Origin of the sequence: Pseudomonas alvandae, assembly GCF_019141525.1 — a bacterium.
Classification (GTDB): Bacteria; Pseudomonadota; Gammaproteobacteria; order Pseudomonadales; family Pseudomonadaceae; genus Aquipseudomonas; species Aquipseudomonas alvandae.
Window position 1 is genome coordinate 3,236,429 of record NZ_CP077080.1, and the last position, 25,815, is coordinate 3,262,243.

The 25,815-nt window shown below is 62.0% G+C and carries 24 protein-coding genes; 15 read left to right on the forward strand and 9 right to left on the reverse strand.

The features are described from left to right. Positions 1-43: 43 nt before the first annotated feature. The 3 genes from KSS97_RS14435 to KSS97_RS14445 are packed head-to-tail and all read right to left on the reverse strand — an operon-like array spanning position 44 to position 3,658. Complete coding sequence (locus KSS97_RS14435) at positions 44-814, reverse strand: hypothetical protein (protein ID WP_217859412.1); 771 nt, start codon at positions 812-814, stop codon at positions 44-46. Next, positions 811-1,584, reverse strand: a complete 774-nt coding sequence (locus KSS97_RS14440) for a hypothetical protein (RefSeq protein ID WP_217859414.1) — start codon at positions 1,582-1,584, stop codon at positions 811-813. The genes KSS97_RS14435 and KSS97_RS14440 overlap by 4 nt, the downstream gene beginning before the upstream one ends. A gap of 28 nt (positions 1,585-1,612) precedes the next feature. Continuing rightward, positions 1,613-3,658, reverse strand: a complete 2,046-nt coding sequence (locus KSS97_RS14445; protein WP_217859416.1) for a lipase family protein — start codon at positions 3,656-3,658, stop codon at positions 1,613-1,615. A 297-nt stretch (positions 3,659-3,955) separates the two neighbouring features. Here KSS97_RS14445 and KSS97_RS14450 point away from each other — a divergent pair, with 297 nt between their 5' ends. The 3 genes from KSS97_RS14450 (at position 3,956) to KSS97_RS14460 (ending at position 7,847) form a co-directional block, all read left to right on the forward strand. Continuing rightward, complete coding sequence (locus tag KSS97_RS14450) at positions 3,956-4,396, forward strand: c-type cytochrome (protein ID WP_030137671.1); 441 nt, start codon at positions 3,956-3,958, stop codon at positions 4,394-4,396. Positions 4,397-4,399: 3 nt separating this feature from the next. Then, entirely contained in the window at positions 4,400-5,827 is a 1,428-nt protein-coding gene (locus KSS97_RS14455; RefSeq protein ID WP_217859418.1) for a cbb3-type cytochrome c oxidase subunit I, read from the forward strand. A 181-nt stretch (positions 5,828-6,008) separates the two neighbouring features. Further along, complete coding sequence (locus KSS97_RS14460) at positions 6,009-7,847, forward strand: nitric oxide reductase activation protein NorD (protein ID WP_217859420.1); 1,839 nt, start codon at positions 6,009-6,011, stop codon at positions 7,845-7,847. A 4-nt stretch (positions 7,848-7,851) separates the two neighbouring features. Here KSS97_RS14460 and KSS97_RS14465 read toward each other — a convergent pair whose 3' ends face one another. After that, on the reverse strand, positions 7,852-8,052 hold the full coding sequence (locus tag KSS97_RS14465) for a protein DnrP (RefSeq protein ID WP_217859422.1): 201 nt from the start codon (positions 8,050-8,052) through the stop codon (positions 7,852-7,854). Next, on the reverse strand, positions 8,049-8,732 hold the full coding sequence (locus KSS97_RS14470) for a Crp/Fnr family transcriptional regulator (protein ID WP_030137667.1): 684 nt from the start codon (positions 8,730-8,732) through the stop codon (positions 8,049-8,051). The genes KSS97_RS14465 and KSS97_RS14470 overlap by 4 nt, the downstream gene beginning before the upstream one ends. A 554-nt stretch (positions 8,733-9,286) precedes the next feature. On the opposite strand from KSS97_RS14470, the gene KSS97_RS14475 reads away from it, so the two are divergent. Beyond that, complete coding sequence (locus tag KSS97_RS14475; RefSeq protein ID WP_217859423.1) at positions 9,287-10,477, forward strand: NnrS family protein; 1,191 nt, start codon at positions 9,287-9,289, stop codon at positions 10,475-10,477. 26 nt (positions 10,478-10,503) lie between these two features. Next, positions 10,504-10,941, forward strand: a complete 438-nt coding sequence (locus tag KSS97_RS14480; RefSeq protein WP_030137665.1) for a membrane protein — start codon at positions 10,504-10,506, stop codon at positions 10,939-10,941. A gap of 137 nt (positions 10,942-11,078) precedes the next feature. On the opposite strand, the gene ytfE is transcribed toward KSS97_RS14480, so the two are convergent. Beyond that, a complete protein-coding gene (gene ytfE / locus KSS97_RS14485) occupies positions 11,079-11,753 on the reverse strand; it encodes an iron-sulfur cluster repair protein YtfE (RefSeq protein ID WP_030137664.1) in 675 nt (224 codons plus the stop codon). Positions 11,754-11,914: 161 nt separating this feature from the next. Here ytfE and norR point away from each other — a divergent pair, with 161 nt between their 5' ends. The 8 genes from norR (at position 11,915) to KSS97_RS14525 (ending at position 19,029) form a co-directional block, all read left to right on the forward strand. Beyond that, positions 11,915-13,435 carry a nitric oxide reductase transcriptional regulator NorR gene (gene norR / locus KSS97_RS14490; protein ID WP_217859424.1) on the forward strand — a complete coding sequence of 507 codons (1,521 nt, stop codon included), beginning with the start codon at positions 11,915-11,917 and terminating at the stop codon, positions 13,433-13,435. Positions 13,436-13,668: 233 nt separating this feature from the next. Then, complete coding sequence (gene pdxH / locus KSS97_RS14495; RefSeq protein ID WP_030137662.1) at positions 13,669-14,316, forward strand: pyridoxamine 5'-phosphate oxidase; 648 nt, start codon at positions 13,669-13,671, stop codon at positions 14,314-14,316. Positions 14,317-14,435: 119 nt separating this feature from the next. Further along, a complete protein-coding gene (gene moaB / locus KSS97_RS14500; RefSeq protein ID WP_030137661.1) occupies positions 14,436-14,990 on the forward strand; it encodes a molybdenum cofactor biosynthesis protein B in 555 nt (184 codons plus the stop codon). Beyond that, positions 14,987-16,222 carry a molybdopterin molybdotransferase MoeA gene (locus tag KSS97_RS14505; RefSeq protein ID WP_217859425.1) on the forward strand — a complete coding sequence of 412 codons (1,236 nt, stop codon included), beginning with the start codon at positions 14,987-14,989 and terminating at the stop codon, positions 16,220-16,222. Before moaB ends, KSS97_RS14505 begins: the two co-directional genes overlap by 4 nt. Positions 16,223-16,303: 81 nt before the next feature. Then, the gene (gene ubiU / locus KSS97_RS14510) at positions 16,304-17,299 is read left to right on the forward strand and encodes a ubiquinone anaerobic biosynthesis protein UbiU (protein WP_217859426.1); all 996 of its coding nucleotides are present in this window, start codon (positions 16,304-16,306) and stop codon (positions 17,297-17,299) included. 10 nt (positions 17,300-17,309) lie between these two features. After that, complete coding sequence (locus KSS97_RS14515; RefSeq protein ID WP_217859427.1) at positions 17,310-18,200, forward strand: U32 family peptidase; 891 nt, start codon at positions 17,310-17,312, stop codon at positions 18,198-18,200. After that, entirely contained in the window at positions 18,194-18,664 is a 471-nt protein-coding gene (gene ubiT / locus KSS97_RS14520; protein ID WP_030137657.1) for a ubiquinone anaerobic biosynthesis accessory factor UbiT, read from the forward strand. The genes KSS97_RS14515 and ubiT overlap by 7 nt, the downstream gene beginning before the upstream one ends. Beyond that, a complete protein-coding gene (locus KSS97_RS14525) occupies positions 18,664-19,029 on the forward strand; it encodes a putative zinc-binding protein (RefSeq protein ID WP_217859428.1) in 366 nt (121 codons plus the stop codon). Before ubiT ends, KSS97_RS14525 begins: the two co-directional genes overlap by 1 nt. Positions 19,030-19,411: 382 nt before the next feature. On the opposite strand, the gene KSS97_RS14530 is transcribed toward KSS97_RS14525, so the two are convergent. The 3 genes from KSS97_RS14530 to KSS97_RS14540 form a co-directional block, all read right to left on the reverse strand. Then, positions 19,412-20,089 carry a Crp/Fnr family transcriptional regulator gene (locus KSS97_RS14530; protein ID WP_030137655.1) on the reverse strand — a complete coding sequence of 226 codons (678 nt, stop codon included), beginning with the start codon at positions 20,087-20,089 and terminating at the stop codon, positions 19,412-19,414. 276 nt (positions 20,090-20,365) lie between these two features. Further along, positions 20,366-21,013 carry a two-component system response regulator NarL gene (gene narL / locus KSS97_RS14535; RefSeq protein ID WP_217859429.1) on the reverse strand — a complete coding sequence of 216 codons (648 nt, stop codon included), beginning with the start codon at positions 21,011-21,013 and terminating at the stop codon, positions 20,366-20,368. Then, the gene (locus KSS97_RS14540; RefSeq protein WP_217859430.1) at positions 21,010-22,809 is read right to left on the reverse strand and encodes a HAMP domain-containing protein; all 1,800 of its coding nucleotides are present in this window, start codon (positions 22,807-22,809) and stop codon (positions 21,010-21,012) included. Before KSS97_RS14540 ends, narL begins: the two co-directional genes overlap by 4 nt. A 309-nt stretch (positions 22,810-23,118) precedes the next feature. Here KSS97_RS14540 and KSS97_RS14545 point away from each other — a divergent pair, with 309 nt between their 5' ends. Both KSS97_RS14545 and KSS97_RS14550 read left to right on the forward strand, forming a co-directional pair. After that, positions 23,119-24,420 (forward strand): MFS transporter, encoded by a 1,302-nt coding sequence (locus tag KSS97_RS14545; RefSeq protein WP_030137652.1) that lies wholly within the window; start codon positions 23,119-23,121, stop codon positions 24,418-24,420. Next, positions 24,398-25,795, forward strand: coding sequence for a NarK family nitrate/nitrite MFS transporter (locus tag KSS97_RS14550; RefSeq protein WP_030137651.1), 1,398 nt, complete (start codon positions 24,398-24,400; stop codon positions 25,793-25,795). The genes KSS97_RS14545 and KSS97_RS14550 overlap by 23 nt, the downstream gene beginning before the upstream one ends. Positions 25,796-25,815: the final 20 nt, after the last annotated feature.

Genomic DNA, 25,815 nt, shown 5'->3' on the forward strand with positions numbered 1-25,815 from the left:
AGGGGAGTGGTTGGTCTGGAATACGGACGTAGGGACCGACCTCTTATTTGTTCTCCGCAGCCAGGCGAATGGCTTGGAGCTTGCGCAGGTCCGGATTATGTGAACCATCGGCCACCACGGTGCCGTCGGGGTAGGTAAATTTAATGAAGCTTCCAACTTTATGTATTTTCGCTCCTTCGGAGGTGACCAGGTAATTGGAATGCAGTATGGGTTCGAAAAATACTTGCCGGGCCTGTAGGGCTTGATACTTGAGGTAGAGACTAGCTTCGCCTGCCAAACTGATGCGCTTTACATATCCGTCTAGGAAGTTTTCCTTTAACCATGGGTAGTAATCCTTCTTGATCATTAAGTCACCATCGATCTTGAAGTCTGCTCCTCCCCGTGGAGAGTTGTTGTGATCGAAGATGACCACAATGCCGCCGCCGCCACCAACAACCACGCTCTCGCCAAAACGAGTCGGGTCGGCATAAACGACACCGAAGGTGACATTGGCCAAATGCCATTGGCATGCACCGCCCCCATCTTTGGGTAGCTCGATTTGATAAATATCACTCTGCCCCTGGCGTTCGAATTCTTTATAAACGGAGTTATGGCCATCCCGTTCGGTACGTTGGCCGCTAGCGCCATAGCTGATGCGCTTACACGTGGCCGAGCGATACATCACCCACATGGTTTCGGTTTTCAGCTCCTTGGGCAGTTTTACCGTCACTGTCACTTTTTCGCTGTCCGCCGGTGGCGCCAGGCTGTAGTCCTTGGCGCAGCCGCTGAGATTCGCGAACGAAGTGATAAATATAACCGGGAGAATGGATTTCATTTTTTGTTCTCCGCAGCCAGGCGAATGGCTTGGAGTTTTGTGAAATCAGGCTTGGCCCTTCCATCAGCCACTGTACTGCCATCAGGATAAGTAAAGGTGGTGTGATTACCTTTCCTCTTAATGTTGGGTCCGGCTGAATAGACTACATAGCTGGAGTGCAGGATGGGCTCAAAGTGCACTGCCTGTGCTTGTACCGCTCGATAGCTTAGATAGATATTTCCTTCGCCAGCTAAGCTGACAGTTTTCTTATATGGTCCTAAAAATTCTTCATCAATCCATGGGTAGTAGTCTTTTTTAATAATCAAATCTCCTTCGACGTTGAAGTCAGCCCCACCGCGTGGCGAGTTGTTGCGGTCAAAAATCACTACAACACCCCCTCCGGCACGATAAGTTACGTTTTCGCCAAAGGGAGTCGGCGTGGCATAAGCGACGCCGAAGGTCACATTGCTCAAGCGCCATTGGCACGCGCCGCCACCGTCCATAGCCAGCTCGGCTCGATAGAGGTCACTCTGTCCTTGGCGAACAGGCCATATATCAGTTCGCTGATACTCGTCACGTTGATAAGGCTTACCCATTGCCGTGTGGTCGGCGAAGGTACAGATGGTGGAGCGGTAAACGACCTGCATGACTTCATTTGTCAGCTCCTTGGGCAGTTTTACCGTCACCGTCACTTTTTCGCTGTCCGCCGGTGGCGCCAGGCTGTAGTCCTTGGCGCAGCCGCTGAGACTCATGACCGTTGTCATTATGGCGAGGGGTATTTTCTTGATCATGATCCACTCCTTGGTCGTGTCGACGGACTCAGCCCCAGGTTTTCGTAAAGTAGGTATTCGGGTTGGCCACGGCATCGAAGCGCTGTAACGCCTCGATACCGCCCTCGACCTCCTGTGTGGAGCCCAACGCCTGGGGCAGCAAACCCTGCAAACCCAGGAAGACCCGATTACGGTCCCGCTCGTGTTCGTGGATGTGGCTGTAATGCTCGTGCATCTGCTGCTCAAAGCGTTGTCGCTCAAGCTGCTCCTTCATCAAGGGCTCCCGCTCGGGGTTGATCGACTCCAGCAGATGGTTATGCAGGTAGGGTTGATACTCAGACATGAAATGGTTGCCGAGGCCACTCAGTCGGCCCTTCTTGGGGTTGCCCTGGGGTGGGAAATATCGGGCCCGATCACCTGGGCGCAGCGTGCCGATCAGGCCTTCTTGCGCTTGCTTGGCCTGTTGGTCGTCCTCAGGACTCAGGCTGGGTACGAGGTAGAACTTGGCCTTTTGATGCAGGGGACGAGCGATGGTGGTGTAGTAAGGCGCGCCGAGCCCGTCCTTGTTGCGATAGGCCGGGTATTGCGAGCCACGTTCCTGCAGGTGTTGTTCGGCCCTGAAGAACATGGCGATTTCGCCGTGGTGACAAAAAGGATCGCCATGCTTGAACACCGTGCTGGCTGTTAGCTGAAGCAACGACCAGGTAAAACCCAGGGTGGTGCCCAACGGGCCGTACAAGTCGTACAGGTAATTATCCAGCGCCGCTTCGGGCGGTGCGCTGGGGATGGTGTCGGTGTCGTTGACGTGCCGGAAGTGCTGCAACTCGTCTAGGTCCTGTACGGCCTTGAGGGTGAAGGTGCGCGGCATGCCGTAGGTGTATAGCAATGGGTTGCGCGCTTTCATCGAGGCGGCATGAATCAGACCGAGGGCGCCGCCAAGGCTGTGCCCACAGATGAACAACTGTTTACCACCTATAGCTTCAGGAATCTCTTCGCCCAAATCCTTCGCATAAACTCTTCTTGCGACCTCATAGGCATCGCGAAAGCCCAGATGCACGCTCCCTTCCGAAGTCAAATCCGCACAGGGCACCTTGGGTTCGCAGTTGGCCGCAACTTCTGGCTGGACCGGTCGAAAGGTCACGTCTGTCGCCAGGTCGGTAAAGGGGTAGGCCATCTCTGTGCCGCGCCAAGCCACCAGCACCTGGGTTGCACTGATGGCATAGAAAAGCTGCGTGTCTCCTTCCGGTGGTTCTGCTTTGCTGGTGTCCAACGGTTCGGCCGTTGTATAGCGGTCATCAAAAGGCACATCACTGACCAGACAAGGCCAATTCTGACCCCCGTCCCATATCCTCGGCGTACGTGAAAGATCCACGCATTGCTGGTCGAAAAATTCCTTGACGGAACCCCGGTCCTGCTCCGGCCATGTGCTGTACGACAAGATGCTCATCAGCCCCAGGTTGTAGGCGTTGGCAAGGCTGTAATGGGGCTGGTGATGCAGCACCAGCGACCAGGCCCGGAGCGGACAAACCTCCAGCACATGGCGGCGATCCAGTTGTTCATCGTCGACCGTAAAACCACTGAACATCCGGTCCGGAAAATGAAAGGCTGGCGGTTGACTGGCGTCGGTCAATGGCGGGGACAGATCGGGGAGCCGATCACACAACTGGCCGATACGCAAATAGTGGTAGCCATGCCCGGCCTCAATGGCCTGTCGTTCGATTGGAGAAAAACCCGAACGCTGCGGACTGTACAGCGGGGTACGGTCGCCAACTATAGGCCTGTGTGGCTCAGGCCGTTCGGCGCGCAAACGACGGGTTTGCAATTGCCCGGCCAGTGAGTTGGCCTCCAGCAGCAAGGTGATGGCCAATGGGTGCAAGCCGTCAATACGGATCACCCCATCGGCATCGCTGACGCCGGCGTATTCGGGCACATAGGCCGTGCGCGTGGCCTCGTTCTGCGCACGGAAGGGCATGTTCGCCAAGGGTTCACCGTGTTCGTCCAGCAGTTGGAATTCGATCCAGTGCTGTTTCTGTTTGCCGACGATGATGACTTTGAATGGATTAAGCGTATCCGTACGGTGCCGGGTGTCGTTCATTGATCGTTCCTTGATGGTTTTCCTTCACTGCGAATGGGCGCCTTGCCCAACGGATGCAGTCATTTCCGAAGCGAGCCTGCCCCATCCCAACGCCTTACTCCACCAACGCCGTCCCGCTGTTACAACTTTGGGAAATTTCCGAAGGATCCATCACTCCAGGCTGTAGGCCCGGAACCCTCCAAGCCGAATCCCGCCCGCAACAACCCACCAAAACCATCGGAGATTCTTGATCGCCATCAAGCGGTTCCGGACCCCTCGCTTTCTAGAATGGGCAGGCCAAGCAATGAGGAAGTGACCATGTCAGATACCTTCACCAAAGGCATGGCCAGGAATATTTACTTCGGGGGAAGCATCTTCTTCTTCCTGATATTCCTGGCCCTGACCTACCACACGGAACAGACCTTTCCGGAGCGCAGCAACCAGGCGCAGTTGACGGAGTCGGTGATACGAGGCAAGGGCGTCTGGGAGCGCAACAACTGCATCGGCTGCCACACGCTGCTGGGCGAGGGCGCGTATTTCGCGCCGGAGCTGGGCAACGTGGTGAATCGGCGCGGGGGCGAGGAGGCGTTCAAGCCGTTTCTACAGGCGTGGATGAAGATGCAACCGCTGAACGTCCCCGGCCGTCGGGCCATGCCGCAGTTCAACCTGAGCGAGCAGGAGGTCGACGACATCGCCGAGTTCCTCAAGTGGAGCTCGAAGATCAACACCAATGGCTGGCCGCCAAACAAGGAGGGCTGAGAGATGAGCATGGCTAATCCGCATCTGAAATTCGCCTCGCAGGCCGTCGCCAAACCTTATTTCGTGTTTGCCCTGATGCTGTTCCTCGGGCAGGTGCTGTTCGGTTTGATCATGGGTTTGCAATACGTGGTCGGCGATTTCCTGTTCCCGCTGATTCCTTTCAACGTGGCCCGCATGGTCCACACCAACCTGCTGATCGTCTGGCTGCTGTTCGGCTTCATGGGCGCGGCGTATTACCTGATACCGGAGGAGGCCGATCGCGAGCTGCACAGTCCGAAACTGGCGCTGTTGCTGTTCTGGGTCTTTGCCGCCGCGGGTGTGGCGACGATCCTGGGCTACCTCTCGGTGCCTTATGCGACGCTGGCGAAGTTCACCGGCAACGACCTGCTGCCGACCATGGGCCGCGAGTTCCTGGAACAACCGACGATCACCAAGATGGGCATCGTCGTGGTGTGCCTGGGCTTTCTCTACAACATCGGCATGACCATGCTCAAGGGTCGCAAGACCACCGTCAGCATGGTGATGATGACCGGGCTGATCGGCCTGGCGGTGTTCTTCCTGTTCTCCTTCTACAACCCGGAAAACCTCGCCCGCGACAAGTATTACTGGTGGTGGGTGGTGCATCTTTGGGTGGAAGGCGTGTGGGAATTGATCATGGGCTCTATGCTCGCCTTCGTCCTGATCAAGATCACCGGCGTGGACCGGGAAGTGGTGGAGAAGTGGCTGTACGTGATCATCGCCATGGCGCTGATCACAGGGATCATCGGCACCGGCCACCACTTCTTCTGGATCGGCGCGCCCGAGGTCTGGTTGTGGGTCGGCTCGATCTTCTCGGCGATGGAACCGCTGCCGTTCCTGGCGATGGTGGTGTTCGCCTTCAGCATGGTGAAAAACCGTCGCCGGCATCACCCGAACCGTGCCGCTACGTTGTGGGCCAAGGGCACCACGGTCACCGCGTTCTTCGGCGCTGGCGTCTGGGGATTCCTCCATACCCTGGCACCGGTCAACTATTACACCCACGGTTCGCAACTGACCGCGGCCCACGGTCACCTGGCCTTCTACGGCGCCTATGCAATGATCGTGATGACGCTGATCAGCTACGCCATGCCACGCTTGCGCGGCTTGGGTGAAGCGGCGGACGAGCGTTCCCAGCGGCTGGAGATCTGGGGCTTCTGGCTGATGACCTTGTCGATGGTGATGATCACCTTGTTCCTCACCGCAGCCGGTGTCGTGCAGGTGTGGCTGCAACGCTGGATGACGGATGGCAGTGCCTTGCCGTTCATGGCGACGATGGATCATTTGAAGCCGCTGTTCTGGGCACGACTGGTCAGCGGCGTCGGGTTCCTGGCCGGGTTGCTGTGCTACCTGCTGAGCTTCCGCCAGCGTGGTCGCGCGGCGCTGCGGGCGCCGGCGGCGGTGGTGGCTTCATGAATCACCACAACGACTAAGCCGGACCCATTTGTGGCGAGGGGATTTATCCCCGCTGGGGCGCGAAGCGGCCCCCTACATTCTGTCTGAAACACCGCAGTAGCAGACATTTCTGGGGCTGCTTCGCCGCCCAGCGGGGATAAATCCCCTCGCCACAATGGGTTCCGCTTAAGAGGAAATAACCATGGCATTCACCCTCGAGCTGGAAGAGTGGGTCGGCAGCGTCTGGCACCGTTTCATCACCCGCCGGGCCAGCGCCGATTTTCCCGAGGCGCGGGTCGAGCTGATTCCACGGCAACGCTCGCTGCAGGTGCTGTTTCGCGCCACGGGCGGTGCCCGGCACCTGGGCGTCGAAGCGGTCAGCGACCGTGATCTTCTGCTGCGCCGCAACCTGTTGCAGCAGATCGCCGGCACCTGCAAGCAAGTGCCGCTGGCCTGGTGCGATGGCGACAACCTGCGTCTGCCGGCGAGCCTGGCGGCGTTTCCCGATGTCGAGCTCAACCAAGAGTTGTATCGCTGGCTGGCGTTGCTGGCCGCGCAGTCTGGGCCGATGCGGCATTGGGGGCGGGACAACCAGCGCTGGACCCTGGCCGTGTTGAAACGCTACCCGGCGCTGCGCCCTCGTTACCGACGATTGGTAGAGGCGCACCTGTCCTTGCGCCCCGACCCTGGATCACTGAACCCCGCCGAAGCGGCCCTGGAGCGCGCGTTGTGCCAAGCCTTACGCGAGCCGGGCAGTGTCGAGCATTTCCCCCGCAGCGAACGGGCGGCCTGGCCGTTGCCGTTGTGGCTGTATCCACCGCAACATCTGGCCAATCCCCAGGCCGCTGATCTCGAAGAGTCCGAGCAATATCTAGCAACGCCGCCCGGCGAACAGCAGGGCGGTCGCAAGCGCGCCGAACGCATCGACGACACCACCCGCGACGGTGGCCTGCTGATCGTGCGCCTGGAAAACCTGTTCAGCTGGACCGAGCACGTGGACCTGGATCGCTGGTCGGACGACAGCGAAGACCCGGACGCTGCCCGCGTCGCAGAGGACCTCGATCAACTGACCCTTTCCCGCACGCGCCTGCGCAAGGGCGGTGGCTTGAAGTTGCACCTGGACTTGCCACCGGCGGATGTCGATGACGTGCCGCTCGGCGAAGGCATCCTCTTGCCGGAATGGGACTATCGCAAGCAGCGCCTGCAGGACGATTTCGTCAGCGTGCAAACCTTCGTCCCGCGTGACTGTGAACCCCAGCCATTGCCCTTGCGCCTGCGAGGCCCGGCCCAGCGCCTGCGTCGCCAGTTCGAACATCTGCGCAACGATCGCCAATGGTTGCGCCAGCAAACCCAGGGCTCGGAACTGGACCTGCAAGCCTGGCTGGACTTTCACGTCGAGCGCCAGCACGGTCAATGCGGTGAACGCGGGCTGTTCATGGACCAGCGCCAGACTCGCCGCGACCTGGCCTGCCTGCTATTAGCCGACCTGTCGATGTCCACCGACGCCCACCTCAATGACGAACACCGGGTCATCGATGTGATCCGCGACAGTCTGTTGCTGTTCGGTGAAACCTTGTCGGTACTGGGGGATGATTTTGCCTTGTACGGGTTTTCCTCCTTGCGCCGGCAGAACGTGCGGATGCATGAACTCAAGGCCTTCAACCAGCGCTACGACGACCAGACCCGCGGCCGGATCCAGGGGCTCAAGCCCGGTTATTACACGCGCATGGGCGCGGCGATCCGCCAGGCTACCCAGCGCATGGCGGGATGCAAGCGGCGGCGCAAGCTGTTGCTGTTGATCAGTGACGGCAAGCCCAATGACCTGGACCTCTACGAGGGTCGCTACGGTGTCGAGGACACGCGCCAGGCGGTGCTGGAGGCCCGACGCCAGGGGCTGACGCCGTTCTGCATCACCATCGACCGGGAAGCGGGGGATTATCTGCCGTACATGTTTGGCGCCAACGGTTACACGCTGATTCGCCAGCCCGAGCAACTGCCGCTGCGGTTGCCGCAGTTGTATCGGCAGTTGACTCAGGATTGAGGATTCAGGCGATGCTGCGCGGCAACCAGAAGAACATGACGATGCAGAAGATCGTCAAGCCGACGCAGAACCAGGTGAAGCGCCGCAGCCGGCGCTCACCGGCCAGCGCCGCTTCGACCGGCAGGGGCATGCCGCATTGGCGGCACTCGGTTTGGCTGATGGCATTGGCGTGTTGGCAGTACAGGCAAGTGGGCTGCGCGCTCATTCGAACTGCTCCAGGCGCGGGCGGTCGAGAATGGCGATCTGGCGACCGTCCTGGGTGATGATCTTTTCATCGATCAGGCGGCGGATGATCCGCGAAAACGTTTCCGGTTGGATCGACAGGTGGCCGGCGATCAACTGCTTGGCCATGGGCAATTCGAACTGGCTGTCGACGGTTTGCAAACGCACCAGTTGCGTGAGCAGGTAGCGCACCACGCGGTGGGTGGCGTTCTTCAGCGACAGGGTTTCGATCTCGTTGACCCGCTGGTGCAAGCGCACGCAAAGCTTGCCGAGCAGGGCGAAGGTCAGCCGGCTGTTGCTTTGCAGCAGGCGCATGTACGTGGCGTTGGACAGCCGATACAGCTGCGTCGGGCCCACGGCTTCGGCGGAGGCGACGTAGTTGGGCGTGTCCATCAGCATCATGGCTTCGGCGAAGGTCTGGCGCTCGCCAATCACCTCGAAGACTTTTTCCTGGCCGTCCGGGGTCAACCGGAAAATTTTCACCGCCCCGGAGATCACGAAGTAGAACGCTTGCGCCGGTTCACCCTGGCGAAACAGCGGATCGCCCTTGTCGATGTTGAGCAGTTGGCTGTGGCTCATCAATTCGTCGAGCTGTTCCTCGTTCAGTGGCTCGAACAGGTGATGGCTGCGCAGAATCTGGTGATGGACGCGGTGGAGCACCATGGCGTGGATCCTTGTGATAGCAAAGAAGTGATCGGGGTCAGACCAGGCTCAGGGACAGGCCGCTGGCAAGCGCCACGACGCAGGAGAGCACGACGAACCAGGTGAGCGGCAGGACGACGGATTTCATGGAAGACCCCGGAAGTAGAAGCTGATGCCGTGCTTGAGCAAGAGCTGGGCCATTCCTGGGGGCTTTGATTCATGGGACGTTGGGGCTGGGCAGGGTAGAAATGACCCCAGGCTTGAAGGGTAGAAATCACCATGACGGGGTTGAAATGACCACTCCCTGTGGGAGCGAGCTTGCTCGCGATAGCGTACTAACATCCAACATCGGTGCCGACTGATCCATCGTCATCGCGAGCAAGCTCGCTCCCACAGGTTTCCCGATCAAGTTGCGAATGGGTTCGGCAAGCCCTTTGCAAGCTTCTGGCCGAGGCATGCGGTTGCCGATGCGCCGGCTTGATCTGAGACAAGGCTCGTGCGCGTCGATAACCGATCATTCGAACCTGGTTTTATCGCACCTCGCGGGCGTTCCGGCGGGGGCTGAGGAGTGGTGTATGCAAGTGCTTGATCGTCGCAAGGCCATGGCGATTCCACCGCTGTGGCGCCTGGCGTTCCGGCCGTTCTTCCTGGGCGGCTGCGTGCTCGCGCTGCTGGTGGTGCCGCTGTGGCTGGCGGTGTTCAGCGGGCGATTGTCGGCCTGGCAGCCGGCCGGTGGCTGGCTGGCCTGGCACCGTCATGAATTGCTGTTCGGTTTCGGCCTGGCGATCATCGCCGGGTTCCTGCTGACAGCGGTGCAAACCTGGACGGGTACGCCGGGGCTCAGCGGCAAGCGGTTGGCAGCGCTGGCGTTGGTGTGGCTGGGGGCGCGACTGGCCTGGTTGGTTGATGCACCGCTGCCCTTGCTGGCGGTCCTGGAGCTGGCTTTCGCCTTGGGTGTCGCCGCGTTGATGGGTCTGACGTTGTGGCGTGTGCGGCAGAAACGCAATTACCCGATCGTGTTGGTCTTGCTGCTGCTGGCTGCCGCTGACGGCTTGTCGGTGTACGGCCTGATCCAGCACAACGAAAGTTTGCAGCGCCAGAGCGTGCTCACCGGCTTGTGGCTGGTGGCGGCGATGATGGGGCTGATTGGCGGACGTGTGATTCCGTTCTTCACCCAGCGTGGCCTCGGTCGCGTGGAAGGTGTTGCGCCCTGGCCGTGGCTCGATCGCTTGTTGCTGGCGGGTTCCGCACTGGTGGCGCTGCTGTATGCCTTCGGTCCGGCGCTGGCGGCCAACGTCTGGGTCGGCCTGTTGTTCGCCGGGTTGGCGGTGGGCCACGGGATTCGGCTGGTGCGCTGGCATGACCGGGACCTGTGGCGGGTGCCGCTGCTGTGGTCGCTGCACCTGGCCTACGCCTGGCTGGCGGTGGCGTGCCTGGGCATGGCGCTGTGGCACGTCGGCGTGCCGGTGAACCCGAGCCTGGCGGTGCACAGCCTGACCATCGGCGCCATGGCCGGGTTGATCCTGGCGATGATCGCCCGTGTCAGCCTGGGCCATACCGGGCGCCCCCTCGAACCACCGGCGGGCATGACCCTTGCGTTCATCCTGTTGAACCTGGCGTGCCTGAGCCGCGTGCTGCTGGTGCTGCTGTTGCCGTTCGCCGCGCTATGGCTGGCGGGAGTGTGCTGGACCTTGGCGTTTGGCCTGTACGCCTGGCGCTATGGGCCGATGCTGCTCAAGAGCCGGGTGGATGGGCATCCGGGATGAGTCGACTGCGGGGAGGGAATCGATAAATGTATGGGGTCTTGCTGATCACCCACCTGTTGGCGGCCATCGCTTTCATAGGCACGCTGTTCTTCGAGGTGTTCATCTGGCATGCCGCCCGTCGGCCTTTGTCGCAGGCGGTCAGGGAGGGCGTAGATCAGGCGATTGCCCAACGCTCAAGGCACGTACTTCACGGCGTGGTGCTGGTGCTCTATGGCGCCGGCATCGCCCTGGCCTGGCAGCATCGCGGCGCATTGAGCCAGCCGTTGAGCAACAGCTTCGGGCTGTTGCTGAGCTTGAAGATCCTGTTGGCCCTGAGCATCGTCGGGCATTACGTCTGGCTGGCGTACTGGCTCAAGAGCGGCCGGCTGACACCGAGCCGGGCGTGTTGGCTGCGGCGCAGTATCCTGGGGCATATGGTGTTGATCGTGGTGTTGGCGAAGGCGATGTTCTATTGGCAGTTTTAAAGCTGAAGAAAACACCGCCGAACCCTGTGGGAGCGAGCTTGCTCGCGATAGCGGTGGATCAGTCACTTCAAGGCTGGCTGACCTGACGCTATCGCGAGCAAGCTCGCTCCCACAGGGGTAATGCAGGGGCTGAAAAATCAGTGGGCAGGCTTCATCGCATTGACGAACAACACGTTGTTTTCCAGGTGGATGTGCTGCATCAGGTCATCGCGAAACTCCACCAGTCCGCGGTACAGGGCGCGCCAGGTGTTGCAGGCGTCGGCGGGCGGGGTGATCTGGTCGGTCAGGGCGAGCAGGGTTTCCAGTGCTTCACCATGTTGGTCGTGTTCATAGCGCAGCACCTGGATCGGCGCCGAGGCGCGTTCGCCCAGGCCGCGTTGCAGCATCGGGAATAGCACTTGTTCTTCCTTGAGCATGTGGCCTTCGAGTTCCTGGTACATGTCCTGCAGATGATCGGCCAGGCCGTTGGGGCAACTGGCGCGTGCGCCATGAACGGTTTCGACGCGCCGTGCCAGGCGAATGAGTTCCGGCAGTTGTTCGCGATGGCGGGCGTGGTAGCGTTCGAGGATGTGGCTGATCAACAGCGCCTGGGGTTCATCGCGCCAGTCATGGCCGCGTTCGCCAGCGGCTTGCAAAGTGCGCAGGGCATCGGCGATCAGCAGCGGGTTCAGGCCCTTGCTCAGCGCCGCTTCGCGCAAGGATTTTTGCCCGCCACAGCAGAAATCGAGGCTGTAATGATGGAAGGTACGGGTAGCACCGGGAATGTCGCAGGCCAGTTGGCCGAGGCTTTGTTCCAGCAGGTCGAGGCTCATCATGTTTCCTTGGGTTGAATCCCGGGAGGGACAGATGACCGCTCACGTTGCAGCCGACGTGCCAGATTCAACCCGTTGAAAATAAAGTAATAAGTTTTTGGCAGGGTGATTGTCACCCTGACAGTGAAGGGTCAAACGAACCCTGGAGGGTCATCACTACCATGCTGCGTGAAAGCCTGGCCGCCGACCTGATCGTCGAGCTGCCCAATGCGGTGCGATTGCAGCGCCTGGTGCAGACCCTGCGCGAATACTTCAACAGCGGCGCCGTCGGTTTGCTGCGCCTGGACGAGGACAGCCTCCGGCCGGTGGCGACCGTTGGCCTGGTCCACGAAGCACTGGGCCGGCGATTCGTGATCGCCCAGCACCCGCGCCTGGCAGCAATCATGGCATCGCGCGAGCCGACCTGGTTCGAGCCGGACAGTCGTTTGCCGGACCCGTATGACGGCTTGCTCGTTCATCACGTCGGCGAGCCGCTGCCGGTGCACGACTGCATGGGCGTGAGCCTGTACGTGGAAGGTCAGCTCTGGGGCGCGATCACCCTGGATGCGTTGCACGCCGGGACGTTCGACAGTCGCGCCCGGGAAGAGCTCAAGCGCTGCACCTTGCAGATCGAGGCGGCGGTGCGCGTCACCCGGTTGGAGCAGGAGAACCGTAGCCTGCGGGCGTCGCGCAGTGACCCGGCGGACCTGCGCCTGCCGACTGAAGAGGGCGAAATCCTTGGCCGCAGCGAAGGACTGCAGCAATTGCTCAACGAACTGGACGTACTCGCCGACTCGGAACTGCCGGTGTTGCTGCTGGGCGAAACCGGCGTGGGCAAGGAATTGTTCGCCCGGCGGCTGCACCGCCTCTCGCGGCGCGGGCATAAGCCGTTGGTGCAGGTCAACTGCGCGGCACTGCCTGAATCCCTGGCCGAAAGCGAGTTGTTTGGCCACGTCAAAGGCGCGTTTTCCGGCGCCACCACCGACCGCGCCGGGCGCTTCGACGCGGCCAATGGCGGCACGTTGTTTCTCGATGAGGTCGGCGAGTTGCCGTTGAGCGTGCAGGCCAAGTTGCTGCGCACTTTGCAGAACGGCGAGATACAGCGCCTGGGAGCGGACAAGCCGCTGCACGTTGACGTGCGGATCATCGCCGCGACCAACCGGCACTTGCCCGACAGCATTCGCGACGGGCTGTTTCGCGCCGACCTGTATCACCGGTTGTCGGTCTACCCGGTGCCGATCCCGCCGCTGCGCGAACGCGGCCACGATGTGCTGATGCTGGCCGGGCACTTTCTCGAATTGAATCGCACGCGACTGGGCTTGCGCGGGCTGCGCCTGTCGCCGGCGGCCGAACAGGCGTTGCTGGCGTACAGTTGGCCGGGGAACGTGCGGGAGCTGGAGCACGTCATCAGTCGCGCGGCGCTGAAAGCGTTGAGCCGTGGCGCCAATCGCGGGGTGATCATGACCCTCGAACCGCAAGTGCTGGATCTGGACGTCAGCGCCAGCGCTGCCGCCATCGATACGCCAGAGGAAAGGGTGGACGCACCGTTACGGCCCCTGAGCGTCACGGTGGACGAATGCCAGCGCCAGGCGATCTTCAGGGCCTTGGAGCGTTGTGGGCAGAATTGGGCGGGGGCGGCGCGGTTGTTGGAGATTGATCCGAGCAATTTGCATAAGTTGGCGCGGCGGTTGGGGCTTAAGTAGGGGCTGGCTTCTTTATTTGCCTGTCAGACCGGGTTGCCGCCTTCGCGAGCAAGCCCGCTCCCACACTGGATCTGTGATCACCTCAGTTTTCTGAACACCACAAACCCTTGTGGGAGCGGGCTTGCTCGCGAAGGGGCCGGCACATGCCCCAAAAGAGTTGGTATTGACAACGATCAAGGCCACCCATCCCAGCCGACTCCACACTGGCCCAAACCCAAGTGGAGATCACCGTCATGCCCCTTTCCCTGGCCAACATGCGCCGCCAATACACCCGCGATGGGCTGGACGAAGCCCAGTCGCCCGACGATCCCTTGGCGCTGTTTGATGTCTGGATGCAACAGGCTCGCGAGACCGAAAGTCCACCCGTGGAAGCCAATGCAATGGCCCTCGCGACAGTGGACGAGCAGGGTCGGCCACACTGCCGGGTGTTGCTGCTCAAGGGTTTCAGCGCAGACGGCTTTTCGTTCTTCGGCAACTATGAGAGTGGCAAGGGGCGCGACCTGACGACCAATCCCTGGGCGGCCATGACGTTCTTCTGGCCGGCCCTGGAGCGACAGGTGCGCATCGAAGGTCCGGTTCACAAACTCGATCCGGCACTGTCGGATGCCTACTTCCATTCCCGTTCCGTCGCCAGCCGTCTCGGCGCTTGGGCTTCGCCGCAAAGCCGTCCGCTGACGAACCGGGCGGCGCTGGAGGCCTTGCTGACGGACACCGAACAACGTTTCGCCGATCAACCGGTGCCACGTCCCGAGCATTGGGGCGGTTATTGCCTGCGGCCCGAGCGGGTCGAGTTCTGGCAGGGGCGCGCCGATCGTCTGCATGACCGTCTGGATTTCCGGCTGCACGACGGTGTTTGGCAGCGCAGCCGCTTGGCGCCTTGAATGAATGCCTTGTAGGAGCTCCTACGCAGCTCGGCCAAGGGAGGTACCTCCATGGAGGAATAGGCCCGGCATTGATTGCAGTTCAGGCTGGGCCATCTTTTCCGACAGGACGGCTGGCCATGGCCCATCTGACCCAACGCGTTTTCCAACCGCTAAACATTGCGGTACTGACCATCAGCGATACCCGCACCTTCGAAACCGATTCATCAGGCCAGACCCTGGCCGACCTGCTGCAAAGCGCCGGTCATAACCTGATCGACCGGGCGCTGGTGAAGGACGACATCTACCAGATCCGCGCACAAGTCTCGCAGTGGATTGCCGACCCCAAAGTACAGGTGGTGCTGATGACCGGCGGCACCGGTTTCACCGCGCGTGACAACACGCCCCAAGCGGTGGCGCCGCTGCTCGACAAGCAGGTCGATGGCTTCGGCGAATTGTTCCGCCAGGTGTCGCTGGCGGAGATCGGCATGTCCACCCTGCAATCACGGGCGTTGGCCGGCATGAGCAACGGCGTGCTGGTGGTGTGCTTGCCGGGTTCGCCAGGCGCTTGCCGGACCGGCTGGGAGAAAATTCTCGTCGGGCAACTGGACGGGCGCACCGGGCCGTGCAATTTCACCCCGCACCTCAAGCCCCAGGAAGGCATCGCACCAACAGCCTGCGAGACACGCCCATGAGCGGCAAGGTGTGTGACAGCGGGGTATTGACGCCTGTGGATGAGGCGATCCGGCATCTGCTGGACCAGGCGCCGCCGCCTCCGCCGGTGCAACGAGTTGCCCTGGATCAGGCCCTGGCGCGGGTGCTGGCCGTTGATGTCCTGTGCCCGATGAACCTGCCGGCCTGGGACAACAGCGCCATGGACGGCTACGCCTTGCGCGCCGAGGACCTGCCCATTGCGGGCGGTTACCTGGCGCTGGCCGGGCGGATCGCCGCGGGTGACGGGCCGGGCGAGCCGCTGTCGGCGGGCCGGGTCGTGCGCATTTTTACCGGTGCGCCGTTGCCGCCGGGCGCCGACACGGTCGTGCCGCAGGAAAGCTGCCGGGTCGAGGGCGAGCGGGTCTGGCTGCCATCGGTCAATCGCGGCGACCACGTTCGCAAGGAAGGCGAAGAGCTGCGCCGGGGCGATCGATTGCTCGGTGCCGGCACGCGGCTGCGGGCCCAGGAACTGGGATTGCTCGCCGGTGCCGGGATCGATCGGGTGGAGGTCTTTCGTCCGTTGCAGGTGGGTTTGCTCAGCAGCGGCGATGAGCTGCGCGAGCCGGGCGAGCCGTTGGCGCCGGGGCAGATCTACAACAGCAATCGCCACAGCCTCGCCGCGTTGTTGCGTGGCTGGGGCCTGGAAGTCCATGACTTCGGCGTCATGCCCGACCAGCTATTGGCCAGTCGCCAAGCGTTGCGCCTGGCCGCGGCCGAATGCGATGTGCTGATCACCTCGGGCGGTGTCTCGGTGGGTGAGGAGGATCACCTCAAGCACGCCATCGAAGCCTTGGGCAGCATCGATCTCTGGCGCCTGGCGATCCAGCCCGGCAAGCCCCTGGCGTTCGGTGACGTGGAGGGCAAGCCGTGGATTGGCCTGCCGGGCAATCCTTCGGCGGCGCTGATTACCGCGTTGATCGTCGTGCGGCCATTCCTGTTCCGGGCCCAGGGCATGCGGGACGTACTGCCCACACCGCTGCAGGTGCCTGCCGGCTTCGACTGGTTGAAGCGCAACCGCCGTCGGCAATACCTGCGAGCCCGATTGGTCGCGGGCGTTAACGGGCATCTGTGCGTTGAACTGCACCCACAGCAAAGCTCGGCGATGCTGACGGCGGCCTGTTGGGCCGATGGCCTGGCGGTGGTGGAGCGTGATGCTCAAGTGCACAAGCACGATCCAGTGATGTACCTGCCATTCGCGAGCCTGATGCATTGATGGCAATTGACTGCCGTCAAGGTCGCCGCCGGTTGGCTGGCTAGACTGGCGGCGCCCTTAGTTTCCTCACGAGGATGCCCCATGCAACTGGTTTGCCCGGCAGGGAATCTGCCAGCCCTCAAAGCGGCGGTGCGCCAAGGCGCCGATGCCGTTTATGTCGGCTTTCGCGATGACACCAATGCCCGGCACTTCGCCGGGCTGAACATGGACGACAAACAGTTCGACGCAGCGGTCGCCCATATCCGCCAGCACCAACGCAAACTCTACGTGGCGGTCAATACATATCCGCAACCCAAGGGCTGGGAGCGCTGGCAGCGTGCGGTGGATCGCGCCGCCGATTTCGGCGTGGATGCGTTGATCGCCGCCGATCCCGGGGTACTCAGCTACGCCAGCCAGCGCCATCCTCGCTTGGCGCTGCACCTTTCAGTACAAGGCTCGGCCACCCACGCGGCGGCGCTGGCGTTCTACGCGCAGCGCTATGACATTCGTCGCGCCGTGCTGCCGCGCGTGCTGTCCCTGGCCCAGGTCCGGCAGGTGGCGGCGGGCAGCCCGGTGCCGATCGAGGTCTTCGGTTTCGGCAGCCTGTGCATCATGGCCGAGGGCCGTTGCCACTTGTCTTCATACATCACTGGCGAATCGCCGAACCTCTGCGGCGTCTGTTCGCCGGCCAGGGCGGTGCGCTGGAGCGAGGACGCCGATGGCTTGAGCGCCCGCTTGAGCGAAGTGCTGATCGACCGCTACACCCCGGAAGAACCGGCCGGCTATCCGACATTGTGCAAAGGCCGCTTCCTGGTGGGCGGCAAGCGCTTCCACGCCCTGGAAGAACCCACCAGCCTCGACACCCTCGACCTGCTGCCGGAACTGGCGGCCATCGGCGTCGAAGCGGTGAAGATCGAAGGCCGCCAGCGCAGCCCGGCCTACGTCGAGCAAGTGACCCGGGTCTGGCGCGCCGCGCTGGATGCCCATCAGGTCGCGCCGCAACGCTTCCGCGTGCGGGAAGAATGGCGCCAGGTGCTGGCCGGTCTGTCCGAAGGCAGCCAGACCACCCTGGGCGCGTACCATCGATCATGGCAATGAGGGAGGCCTGATGAAACTCAGCCTGGGACCGGTCCTGTTCTATTGGGACAAAGCGCAATTGGGAAATTTCTACGCAGAGATGTCGGCCTTGCCGCTGGACGTGATCTACCTGGGGGAAACCGTCTGCTCGAAACGCCGGGCCTTCTCGCTGGATCAATGGTTGGGCCTGGGGCGTGAGCTGCAGGCGTGCAGCCAGGCGCAGATCGTGTTGTCGAGCCTGACGCTGATCGAGGCGGCCTCGGAGCTGTCTTCGCTGCGCCGCTTGTGTGACAACGGCGACGTGTTGGTGGAAGCCAATGACATGGGCGCCGTGCAGTTCATGGCCGAACGCAAACTGCCTTTCGTGGGCGGTTCGGCGCTGAACCTGTACAACGGCCACGCCCTGGGGCAACTGCTCGACAGCGGCATGATTCGTTGGGTGCCGCCGGTCGAGTGCTCGGCGGCGCTGATCGCCGATGTGCTGGAACAAGTGCGGGACATGGACCGTGATCTGCCGGAAGTGGAAATCTTCGCCTACGGTCATTTGCCCTTGGCCTACTCGGCGCGCTGCTTTACCGCCCGCGCCGAAAACCGGCCCAAGGACGACTGCCAATTCTGTTGCATCAACTACCCCGACGGCCTGGCATTGAGCAGCCAGGAAGGGCAGCAATTGTTCACCCTCAACGGCATCCAGACGATGTCGGGCGAGGTGACGAACCTGCTCGCCGATTACCCCGCGCTGGCCGCCTGCGGCGCCGATGTGCTGCGCCTCAGCCCGCGCGCCCAAGGCATGGCCGACGTGGTCACGGCCTTCGACAAGGTCCGCCAGGGCGAGGCACCGCCGCTGTTCGTCGACGGTTGCAATGGTTATTGGCACGGTCATGCCGGCATGTTGAAAGTAGAGGAGGCGGGCCTGTGCTGAGTCCGAAGAAGTGGGTGCTCAAAGGAGCCGATCGCTTGCTGCCGCTGGTGGGCAAGGTGCCGTTCGTGGTGCAGCGGCTGGCCTTGCAACAGGCGCTCAACCGCTGCCTGGCCGAGCCGCTGCGCGAGGGCGGGTTCGAGGTACTGCGCGATCGTTGGTTATGTCTGCGGGTGCTTGATCTGAAGTTGTGCTGGTACCTGACCCTCGGCCGCGACGGCCTGCGCATCGCCGAACGGGCCGAGGCGCAGGTGTCCATCAGCGGCAACTGGCGTGAGTTCCTGTTGCTGGCCAGTCGTCAGGAAGACCCGGACACGCTGTTCTTTCGGCGGCGGTTGGTGATCGAGGGCGACACCGAGTTGGGGCTGGCGCTGAAGAACCTGATCGACAGTCTTGACCCGGATGTCCTGCCGCCGTGGCTCTGGCGCAATCTGGAGCGGGCGGGGAAAGGGTTGGCGACCGCGTAATGAAGGGTTCTGACGCGCTTCCCTTGGTGTATTCGTGTTCCGGTTGCTCGAACGTGGCGCAATTGGCCAACACTGTTGCGCTGCGCCTGGACCGTGCGGGCCTGGCGGAGATGTCATGCATTGTCGGGGTGGGCGGGCAGGTGCCGCCGCTGGTCAACAAGGCGCGTTCGGGGCGGCGGATCGTTGCGTTGGACGGGTGTCCGTTGCAGTGCGTGCAGGCTTGTCTGCGATTGCAGGGTTTGACGGCGGATGTGCATGTGATCCTCAGCCAGCTGGGGTTGCGCAAGCGGTTTGGGGTCGATTGCGGTGAGTCTGAGATGGAGCTGGTGTTTTCGCAGGTGGTTGCGTTGATGGATATGGGGTAGGTATGCGCCCCGACTCTTTGATAATCGCCGGTTCCTAGTCAGCATCTTCATTGACGGTCATGCCGCCTTCGCGAGCAAGCCCGCTCCCACACGGGATCTTCAGCGGCCACAAACTCGATGCACGCCACCGCCCCACTGTGGGAGCGAGCTTGCTCGCGAAGAGGCCTGTACATTCGATATCTTCATTGACTGTTGCACCGCCTTCGCGAGCAAGCCCGCTCCCACACGGGATCTTCAGCGGCCAAACTCCATGCACACCACAGCCCCACTGTGGGAGCGAGCTTGCTCGCGAAGAGGCCTGTACATTCGATATCTTCATTGACTGTTGCTCCGCCTTCGCGAGCAAGCTCGCTCCCACAGGGGAACTCGGTCCGCCTCACGACTACTGCTGATAGGCCTCCAAGTCATCCTCGGACAAGATCCGAATCTGCCGCCGCTCCATGGCAATCAACCCCCCATCCACCAACCGATGAAGAATCCGCGAGAACGTCTCCGGCTGGATTCCCAATTTGGAAGCCACCAGCCGCTTCGATACCTGCAACACCACCTGGCCATCACGCGGATCACGCTCCTGCAGCAGGAAGTTGATCACCCGCCGACTGGCGCTGGCCAAGGTCAGGTTATCGATGTCCTTGAGCCGCTGATGCAAATGGATGCTCATGCTCGCCAGGATCGCCAGGCAGACCTTGGGTTGGTCTTCCAGGGCCTTGCGGTAATGGGTGCCCTCGATACTCACCAGCACGCTGTCCTTGATCGCCGAGGCGCTGACCGGGTAGCAACGGGCCTGGCTGAACAGCAGGGCTTCGGCGAAGGTCTGTCCGGGCTGGATGATTTCCACCAGGTTTTCCTGGCCCTCGCCGGTGACCCGGAAGAGTTTGATCTGGCCGCTGACCAGCAGGAAAAACCGCTTGGCGGGATCGCCCTGGTGCATCAGCGTGCTGTTGCAGGGCAGCCGCTTGAGCACGGCCAGGTTGCACACGTCCTCGAATACCCGCTCCGGCAATTGGCTGAACAGGTGATGACGACGCAACAGTAGAACGATGGAAGGGTGGGTCAGCATGGCGTACCTCCGCGTGCCGTCATGGTAGAGCCCAAGACCCCGTCGGCCTATGCCTCGGCAGGCCTACCTCGGAAGAGGGATGGGAGGCGGTCGATCCAGTTTTCACTACTGGCGCAAATCTGTGGCGAGGGGATTTATCCCCGTTGGGCTGCACAGCAGCCCTGGCAGTGGACTCAATCTTCCAGGCACACCGAGTTGTCTGGTTTTGGGGGCCGCTTCGCAGCCCAGCGGGGATAAATCCCCTCGCCACGGGATATGTGTTGGGGGCCAAAATGATTAGCCCGCCCCACGCAAATGCTCCATCGCCCAAACCGCCGCTTCGACCCGCGAGCGCAAGCCGAGCTTGTGCAGCAGGTTCTTCACGTGCACCTTCACTGTGCCTTCGGTAATGCCCAGCTTGTGGCCGATGACTTTGTTGCTGTAGCCACCCGCGATGGTCCTCAGCACCTGGCGCTCACGTTCGGTCAGTTCCACGTCGGCTTGGCGCGGAGGCGAGCGCAGGGCCTGGGCCATGACGCGGGTGAGTCCGGGGCTGATCACCAGCGCGCCGTTGAGGGCGTCACGGATGTATTGGATCAGCAACTCGGGCTCCATGTCCTTGAGCAGGTAACCGTTGGCATCCAGGCGCAGGGCGTCGCGGATGTCGTCCTCGGCGTCGGACACGGTGAACAGCAAGACCTTGCCGGTGTAGTCCATCGCCCGCAGGCGACGGAGGGTCTCGATGCCGTTCATCTGCGGCATGTTGTTGTCCAGCAGCACCAGGTCAGGCTTGAGCGGTTCGATCAGCGCGAGGGCTTCTTCGCCGTGGCTGGCTTCGCCGACGATGTGCAGATCGTCTTCGAGTTCGAGCATCTGGCGGATCCCGCGACGCATCATCGGATGGTCGTCGACCAGCAGCAGGGTGTGGCGCAAAGGGGCGTTCATGTTGCGATGCCTTCGGAGTGATGGCCCAGGAATTCCGGTTGGAAGCGCACCTGGAGACGGGTGCCCTGGGGCGTTCGAGAGAGTATGTCGAGTTGGCCGCGCAGGCTGCGGGCGCGTTCGTTCATGATGTTCAGGCCGTGGTGTTCGCGCTGGTCCACTTCGCCGCTGAAGCCCCGGCCATCGTCTTCGATGGACAGGCGCACGGTCTCGCCTTCCTGGCGCAATTCGAGCCAGGCGTTCTCGGCATGGGCATGACGCAGGCAGTTGGACAGGGCTTCGCGGGTGATCTGCAGGATGTGGATCTGCTCGCTGGCCGACAGCTCGAAGGCCAGGGTGTCGATGAACAGGTGCACATGGAAATCGCCGCGGTTGGAGAACTCCTCGGCAGTGTCCTTGAGTTCCTGCACCAGCCCGTCGTCGCGGATCTGCAAACGGAAGGTGGTGAGCAATTCGCGCAGTTGGCGATAAGCGTTGTTGAGGCCCTCACGCAGTTCGCCGGTGACGTTTTCCAGGGTCTGCACCGATTCGCCGCGACGCATCAACGTCTGCATGCGGCTGACTTGCAGCTTCATGTAAGACAAGGCCTGGGCCAGGGAGTCGTGCAGCTCCCGAGCAATGATGGTGCGCTCGTCGAGCAGCAGCAGGCGATGGTCCTGTTCGCGCTGGCGCTTGAGGGACAACGTTGTCCCGATCAAATTCGCCAAGGCCTGGATCAAGGCGATTTCCCAAGGCTGCGCAGCATGGCCGTCGACAAAATGCGCCTTGAGCTCACCCAGCTCGGTGCCCTGGTTGCTGATGCTGAAAGCCTGCGGGCGCGCCGCGTTGTGTTTGTGGCAACTGGCGCAATCGCTGGTGGCGCAGACCTGGCGGCTGGCGGCGCCATGCAAGGCCAGCAGGTGCCGGGCCGGTGCTTGTAGCTGTCCTTGCAGGCACAGCGTCAGGCGCAGGCCAGGCAGGCGCTGCTGGAAGCGCCGGATCAACTCATCCAGGCCTTCGGCATTGGCCTGGCGTGTCGCCAGGCTGCGGCTGCTCTGGTAGAGCAACTCAAGGGCGGCGTTGGCCTGTTGCAAGTTCAGGGTCTTTTGCTGCACCTGGGCTTCGAGGGTGCGGTGGGACTCCTCGATGGTCTCGGCCATGGTGTTGAAACTGGTCGCCAACTGGCCCAGCTCATCCTCGGACTGGTGATTGACCCGCACCTGGAATTCGCCACGGCGAAAACGCTGGGTGGCGTCCACCAGTTCTTGCAGCGGCATGACCACGCCGTACTGCAATTCATACAGGCCGATCAGCAGGATGATCATGGTGCTGAACAACGCGATGCCCTGGATCGCCTGTTGCCAGCCTTGTTTGTGTTCGCTCTGGCGCTGCAACAGGGTGACGAACTGGTCCAGTTGCTCGACGAAGGAGCTGGCGCTCGCTTGGAAAAACGTCGAGTCGCCGCGCTCGATGGCGGGGCGCAAGGTCTGGTTCCAGCGCTGCATGAGGTCGCGATAGCTCTTGTGCAGCGAGGTTTCCGGTCCGTCTTCCAGCACCACGCGCAGGGCCGGGCTGTCGAGGCGTTGCTGCAAGCTGTCGACGATCGCGGGGATGTCATCGGCGTCGCCGGCCGCGAGTTTCCAGCTCAGGTGATAGGTCTCCATGCGCACGGAGCCGGCGGTGTTGATGGCCGCCGCGTCGCCCTGGCTGAACCAGGCGATCAGTCCGGCGCTCAAGGAACTTGCCAGCGCGAGGATGGCGATGAGGATCACCGCCAGCCCGGCGCGAGCGGGCAGGGAGCTGCGCAGCCAACGCATCATGGACGCTGGCTCCTGGAGAAAATCGGTAGACCGAGCATCAAGCGCGCCCTGGGTCGTGGGGTGTTGCAGCCGATCCTGGGCGCACTACCTCTAAAGAGTTGTCGGCCGTTCCGTTTCCATAAAAGCCTTGGCCGACTTGCTCAAGACATTGATAAACAAAGGGTTCTATCGATATCAGGATCTACCTCCTTGGAGGTAGACGGGCCAAGCATAGGCCAATGCCCCCTTGGCGCTCGTTGATCCAGGTCAAGTTTTCGCGGGGTAGGCATCACTAGTCTGCGCTCAACGAATTGACTGGGGTGCAGCGTAATGCGAGCGCAAGTGCAACAAGGGCTGGTACTAGGGATGAGTACCCTGGCCTTCACCGTGTGCTTCATGGTCTGGATGATGTTTGCCGTGCTCGGCGTTCCGATCAAGGAACTGCTGGCCCTCAACGAAACACAATTCGGCCTGTTGGCCGCCACGCCGGTGCTCACCGGTTCACTGGTGCGCTTGCCCCTGGGCCTGCTCACTGACCGCTTCGGCGGACGCATCGTATTTTTCCTGCTGATGTTGTCCTGCGTATTGCCCCTCTACCTGATCACCCTGGCCACGGCTTACTGGCAGTTCCTGGTGCTGGGCCTGTTCGTCGGCCTGGCCGGCGGCTCGTTTTCGGTGGGCATTGCCTACGTCGCCAAGTGGTTCGACAAACACAACCAGGGTTTTGCCATGGGCGTGTTTGGCGCAGGCAACGCCGGTGCCGCGGTGACCAAGTTCCTCGCGCCGGCCTTGATCGCGGTGGGTACATGGCACCTGGTGCCGAAGGTGTTCAGCGCGATCCTGTTCATCACGGCACTGCTGTTCTGGTTTCTCACTGCCGAGAAAAAAGAACACCGCAGTGCCGGCGGCGCGACGCTGCGTGAGCAACTCAAGTCGCTGAAAGATCCTGCGGTGTGGCGCTACTGCCAGTACTACTCGATCGTCTTCGGCGGCTACGTGGCCCTGGCGTTGTGGATGACTAAGTACTACGTGCAGGAATACGGTTTCAGCCTGCAAAGCGCGGCGCTGCTGGCGGCGTGTTTCTCCCTGCCGGGCGGCGTGCTGCGGGCCGTCGGCGGCTGGATGTCCGACCGTTGGGGCGCCCAGAGCGTGACTTGGTGGGTGCTTTGGGTGAGTTGGATCTGCCTGTTCCTGCTGTCCTACCCGCAAACCCAACTGCAAGTGCAGACCGTCAACGGCATCGTCGATTTCCACATCGGCCTCAACGCCACGCTCTTCACCGTGCTGCTGTTCGTGATGGGCATCGCCTTCGCGTTCGGCAAGGCCTCGGTCTTCAAATACATCGCCAATGACTACCCGCAGAACATGGGCGCGGTGTCCGGCATCGTCGGCCTGGCCGGCGGCCTGGGTGGTTTCGTGCTGCCGATCATGTTTGGCGCCCTGGTGGACCTCACCGGCGTGCGCTCGTCCTGCTTCATGTTGCTCTACGGCGTGGTCTGGGTCTCGTTGATCTGGATGTACCTCAGCGAGGTGCGCAAGCGCCCGCTGCTGGGTAAACAACCGCCGGCCAGCCCATCCCCGTTTTCCAGCATTGCCCAAGGAGAAGAACATGTCCGTTCTGCAAACGCCTGAAAAAGGCCCGGTCATTCATGACTGGCGCCCGGAAGACCCAGCCTTCTGGGGCCGCAGCGGCAAGCAGACCGCCCGGCGCAACCTGTGGATTTCCATCCCGGCGCTGTTGTTGGCCTTCGCCGTGTGGATGGTCTGGAGCACGGTGATCGTGCGCTTGAACGCCATCGGCTTCAGCTTCAGCACCGACCAGTTGTTCTGGCTGGCGGCATTGCCGGGGCTGTCCGGCGCGACCTTGCGCATTTTCTACTCGTTCATGGTGCCGATTTTCGGTGGCCGTCGTTGGACAGCCCTGAGCACCGCATCCCTGTTGATCCCGGCACTGTGGATGGGCTTCGCCGTACAGGATTCGTCCACGCCCTACAGCGTGTTCGTGTTGATCGCACTGCTGTGCGGTTTCGGCGGCGGCAACTTCGCCTCAAGCATGTCCAACATCAGCTTCTTTTATCCGAAATCCCAACAGGGCACCGCCCTGGGCCTGAACGCCGGGCTGGGCAACCTCGGCGTGTCGGTGATGCAGTTCTGCGTGCCGCTGGTGATTTCCTTCGGTGTGTTCGGGTTCATGGGCGGCCAGCCGCAGGTGTTGGCCGACGGCAGCTCGCTGTGGTTGCAGAACGCCGGTTTCATCTGGGTGCCGTTCATCCTGGCCGTGACCCTGATCGCCTGGTTCGGCATGAACGATTTGTCCAGCGCCCGGGCTTCGTTCAGCGAACAGGCGGTGATTTTCAAGCGCAAGCACAACTGGCTGATGTGCTGGTTGTACCTGGCGACCTTCGGCTCGTTCATCGGTTTCTCCGCCGCGTTCCCGCTGCTGATCAAGACCTCGTTCCCGGAAGTCATCGCCCTTAAATTCGCCTTCCTTGGCCCATTGGTGGGCGCCCTGGTACGGCCGCTCGGCGGCTGGCTGGCGGACAAGCTCGGTGGCGCGAAAGTGACCCTGTGGAACTTCGTGTTGATGATCGTGATGGTCTTCGGTGTCCTGCACTTTCTGCCAAAAGGCGGTGAGGGCGGCAGCTTCTACGGCTTCCTCGGCATGTTCATGTTGCTGTTCATCACCACCGGCGTGGGCAACGGTTCGACGTTCCGCATGATCCCGGTGATCTTCCGCACCCTGCATGAGAAAGCCGCCCTCGGCAAAAAGCCCGAACAGCGCGAGCAAGCCCTGAAGAATGCCGGCAAGGAATCCGCGGCGGTGCTGGGTTTCAGCTCGGCCATGGGCGCCTTCGGAGCCTTCTTCATTCCCAAATCCTTCGGCACTTCGATGGCCCTGACCGGCGGCCCGGAGATGGCCTTCTACATGTTCGTCGGCTTCTACCTGAGCTGCATCGTGGTGACCTGGTGGTGGTACGCCCGCAAAGGCGCGGCGACACCTTGCTGAACAAATTCGAATATTGCGTG

Excerpts from the sequence above, each read along its gene's own strand:
- KSS97_RS14435 (WP_217859412.1), bottom strand. The coding sequence starts at position 814 with ATGAAATCCATTCTCCCGGTTATATTTATCACTTCGTTCGCGAATCTC.
- KSS97_RS14440 (WP_217859414.1), bottom strand. The coding sequence starts at position 1,584 with ATGATCAAGAAAATACCCCTCGCCATAATGACAACGGTCATGAGTCTC.
- KSS97_RS14445 (WP_217859416.1), bottom strand. The coding sequence starts at position 3,658 with ATGAACGACACCCGGCACCGTACGGATACGCTTAATCCATTCAAAGTC.
- KSS97_RS14450 (WP_030137671.1), top strand. The coding sequence starts at position 3,956 with ATGTCAGATACCTTCACCAAAGGCATGGCCAGGAATATTTACTTCGGG.
- KSS97_RS14455 (WP_217859418.1), top strand. The coding sequence starts at position 4,400 with ATGAGCATGGCTAATCCGCATCTGAAATTCGCCTCGCAGGCCGTCGCC.
- KSS97_RS14460 (WP_217859420.1), top strand. The coding sequence starts at position 6,009 with ATGGCATTCACCCTCGAGCTGGAAGAGTGGGTCGGCAGCGTCTGGCAC.
- KSS97_RS14465 (WP_217859422.1), bottom strand. The coding sequence starts at position 8,052 with ATGAGCGCGCAGCCCACTTGCCTGTACTGCCAACACGCCAATGCCATC.
- KSS97_RS14470 (WP_030137667.1), bottom strand. The coding sequence starts at position 8,732 with ATGGTGCTCCACCGCGTCCATCACCAGATTCTGCGCAGCCATCACCTG.
- KSS97_RS14475 (WP_217859423.1), top strand. The coding sequence starts at position 9,287 with ATGCAAGTGCTTGATCGTCGCAAGGCCATGGCGATTCCACCGCTGTGG.
- KSS97_RS14480 (WP_030137665.1), top strand. The coding sequence starts at position 10,504 with ATGTATGGGGTCTTGCTGATCACCCACCTGTTGGCGGCCATCGCTTTC.
- ytfE (WP_030137664.1), bottom strand. The coding sequence starts at position 11,753 with ATGAGCCTCGACCTGCTGGAACAAAGCCTCGGCCAACTGGCCTGCGAC.
- norR (WP_217859424.1), top strand. The coding sequence starts at position 11,915 with ATGCTGCGTGAAAGCCTGGCCGCCGACCTGATCGTCGAGCTGCCCAAT.
- pdxH (WP_030137662.1), top strand. The coding sequence starts at position 13,669 with ATGCCCCTTTCCCTGGCCAACATGCGCCGCCAATACACCCGCGATGGG.
- moaB (WP_030137661.1), top strand. The coding sequence starts at position 14,436 with ATGGCCCATCTGACCCAACGCGTTTTCCAACCGCTAAACATTGCGGTA.
- KSS97_RS14505 (WP_217859425.1), top strand. The coding sequence starts at position 14,987 with ATGAGCGGCAAGGTGTGTGACAGCGGGGTATTGACGCCTGTGGATGAG.
- ubiU (WP_217859426.1), top strand. The coding sequence starts at position 16,304 with ATGCAACTGGTTTGCCCGGCAGGGAATCTGCCAGCCCTCAAAGCGGCG.
- KSS97_RS14515 (WP_217859427.1), top strand. The coding sequence starts at position 17,310 with ATGAAACTCAGCCTGGGACCGGTCCTGTTCTATTGGGACAAAGCGCAA.
- KSS97_RS14525 (WP_217859428.1), top strand. The coding sequence starts at position 18,664 with ATGAAGGGTTCTGACGCGCTTCCCTTGGTGTATTCGTGTTCCGGTTGC.
- KSS97_RS14530 (WP_030137655.1), bottom strand. The coding sequence starts at position 20,089 with ATGCTGACCCACCCTTCCATCGTTCTACTGTTGCGTCGTCATCACCTG.
- narL (WP_217859429.1), bottom strand. The coding sequence starts at position 21,013 with ATGAACGCCCCTTTGCGCCACACCCTGCTGCTGGTCGACGACCATCCG.
- KSS97_RS14540 (WP_217859430.1), bottom strand. The coding sequence starts at position 22,809 with ATGATGCGTTGGCTGCGCAGCTCCCTGCCCGCTCGCGCCGGGCTGGCG.
- KSS97_RS14545 (WP_030137652.1), top strand. The coding sequence starts at position 23,119 with ATGCGAGCGCAAGTGCAACAAGGGCTGGTACTAGGGATGAGTACCCTG.
- KSS97_RS14550 (WP_030137651.1), top strand. The coding sequence starts at position 24,398 with ATGTCCGTTCTGCAAACGCCTGAAAAAGGCCCGGTCATTCATGACTGG.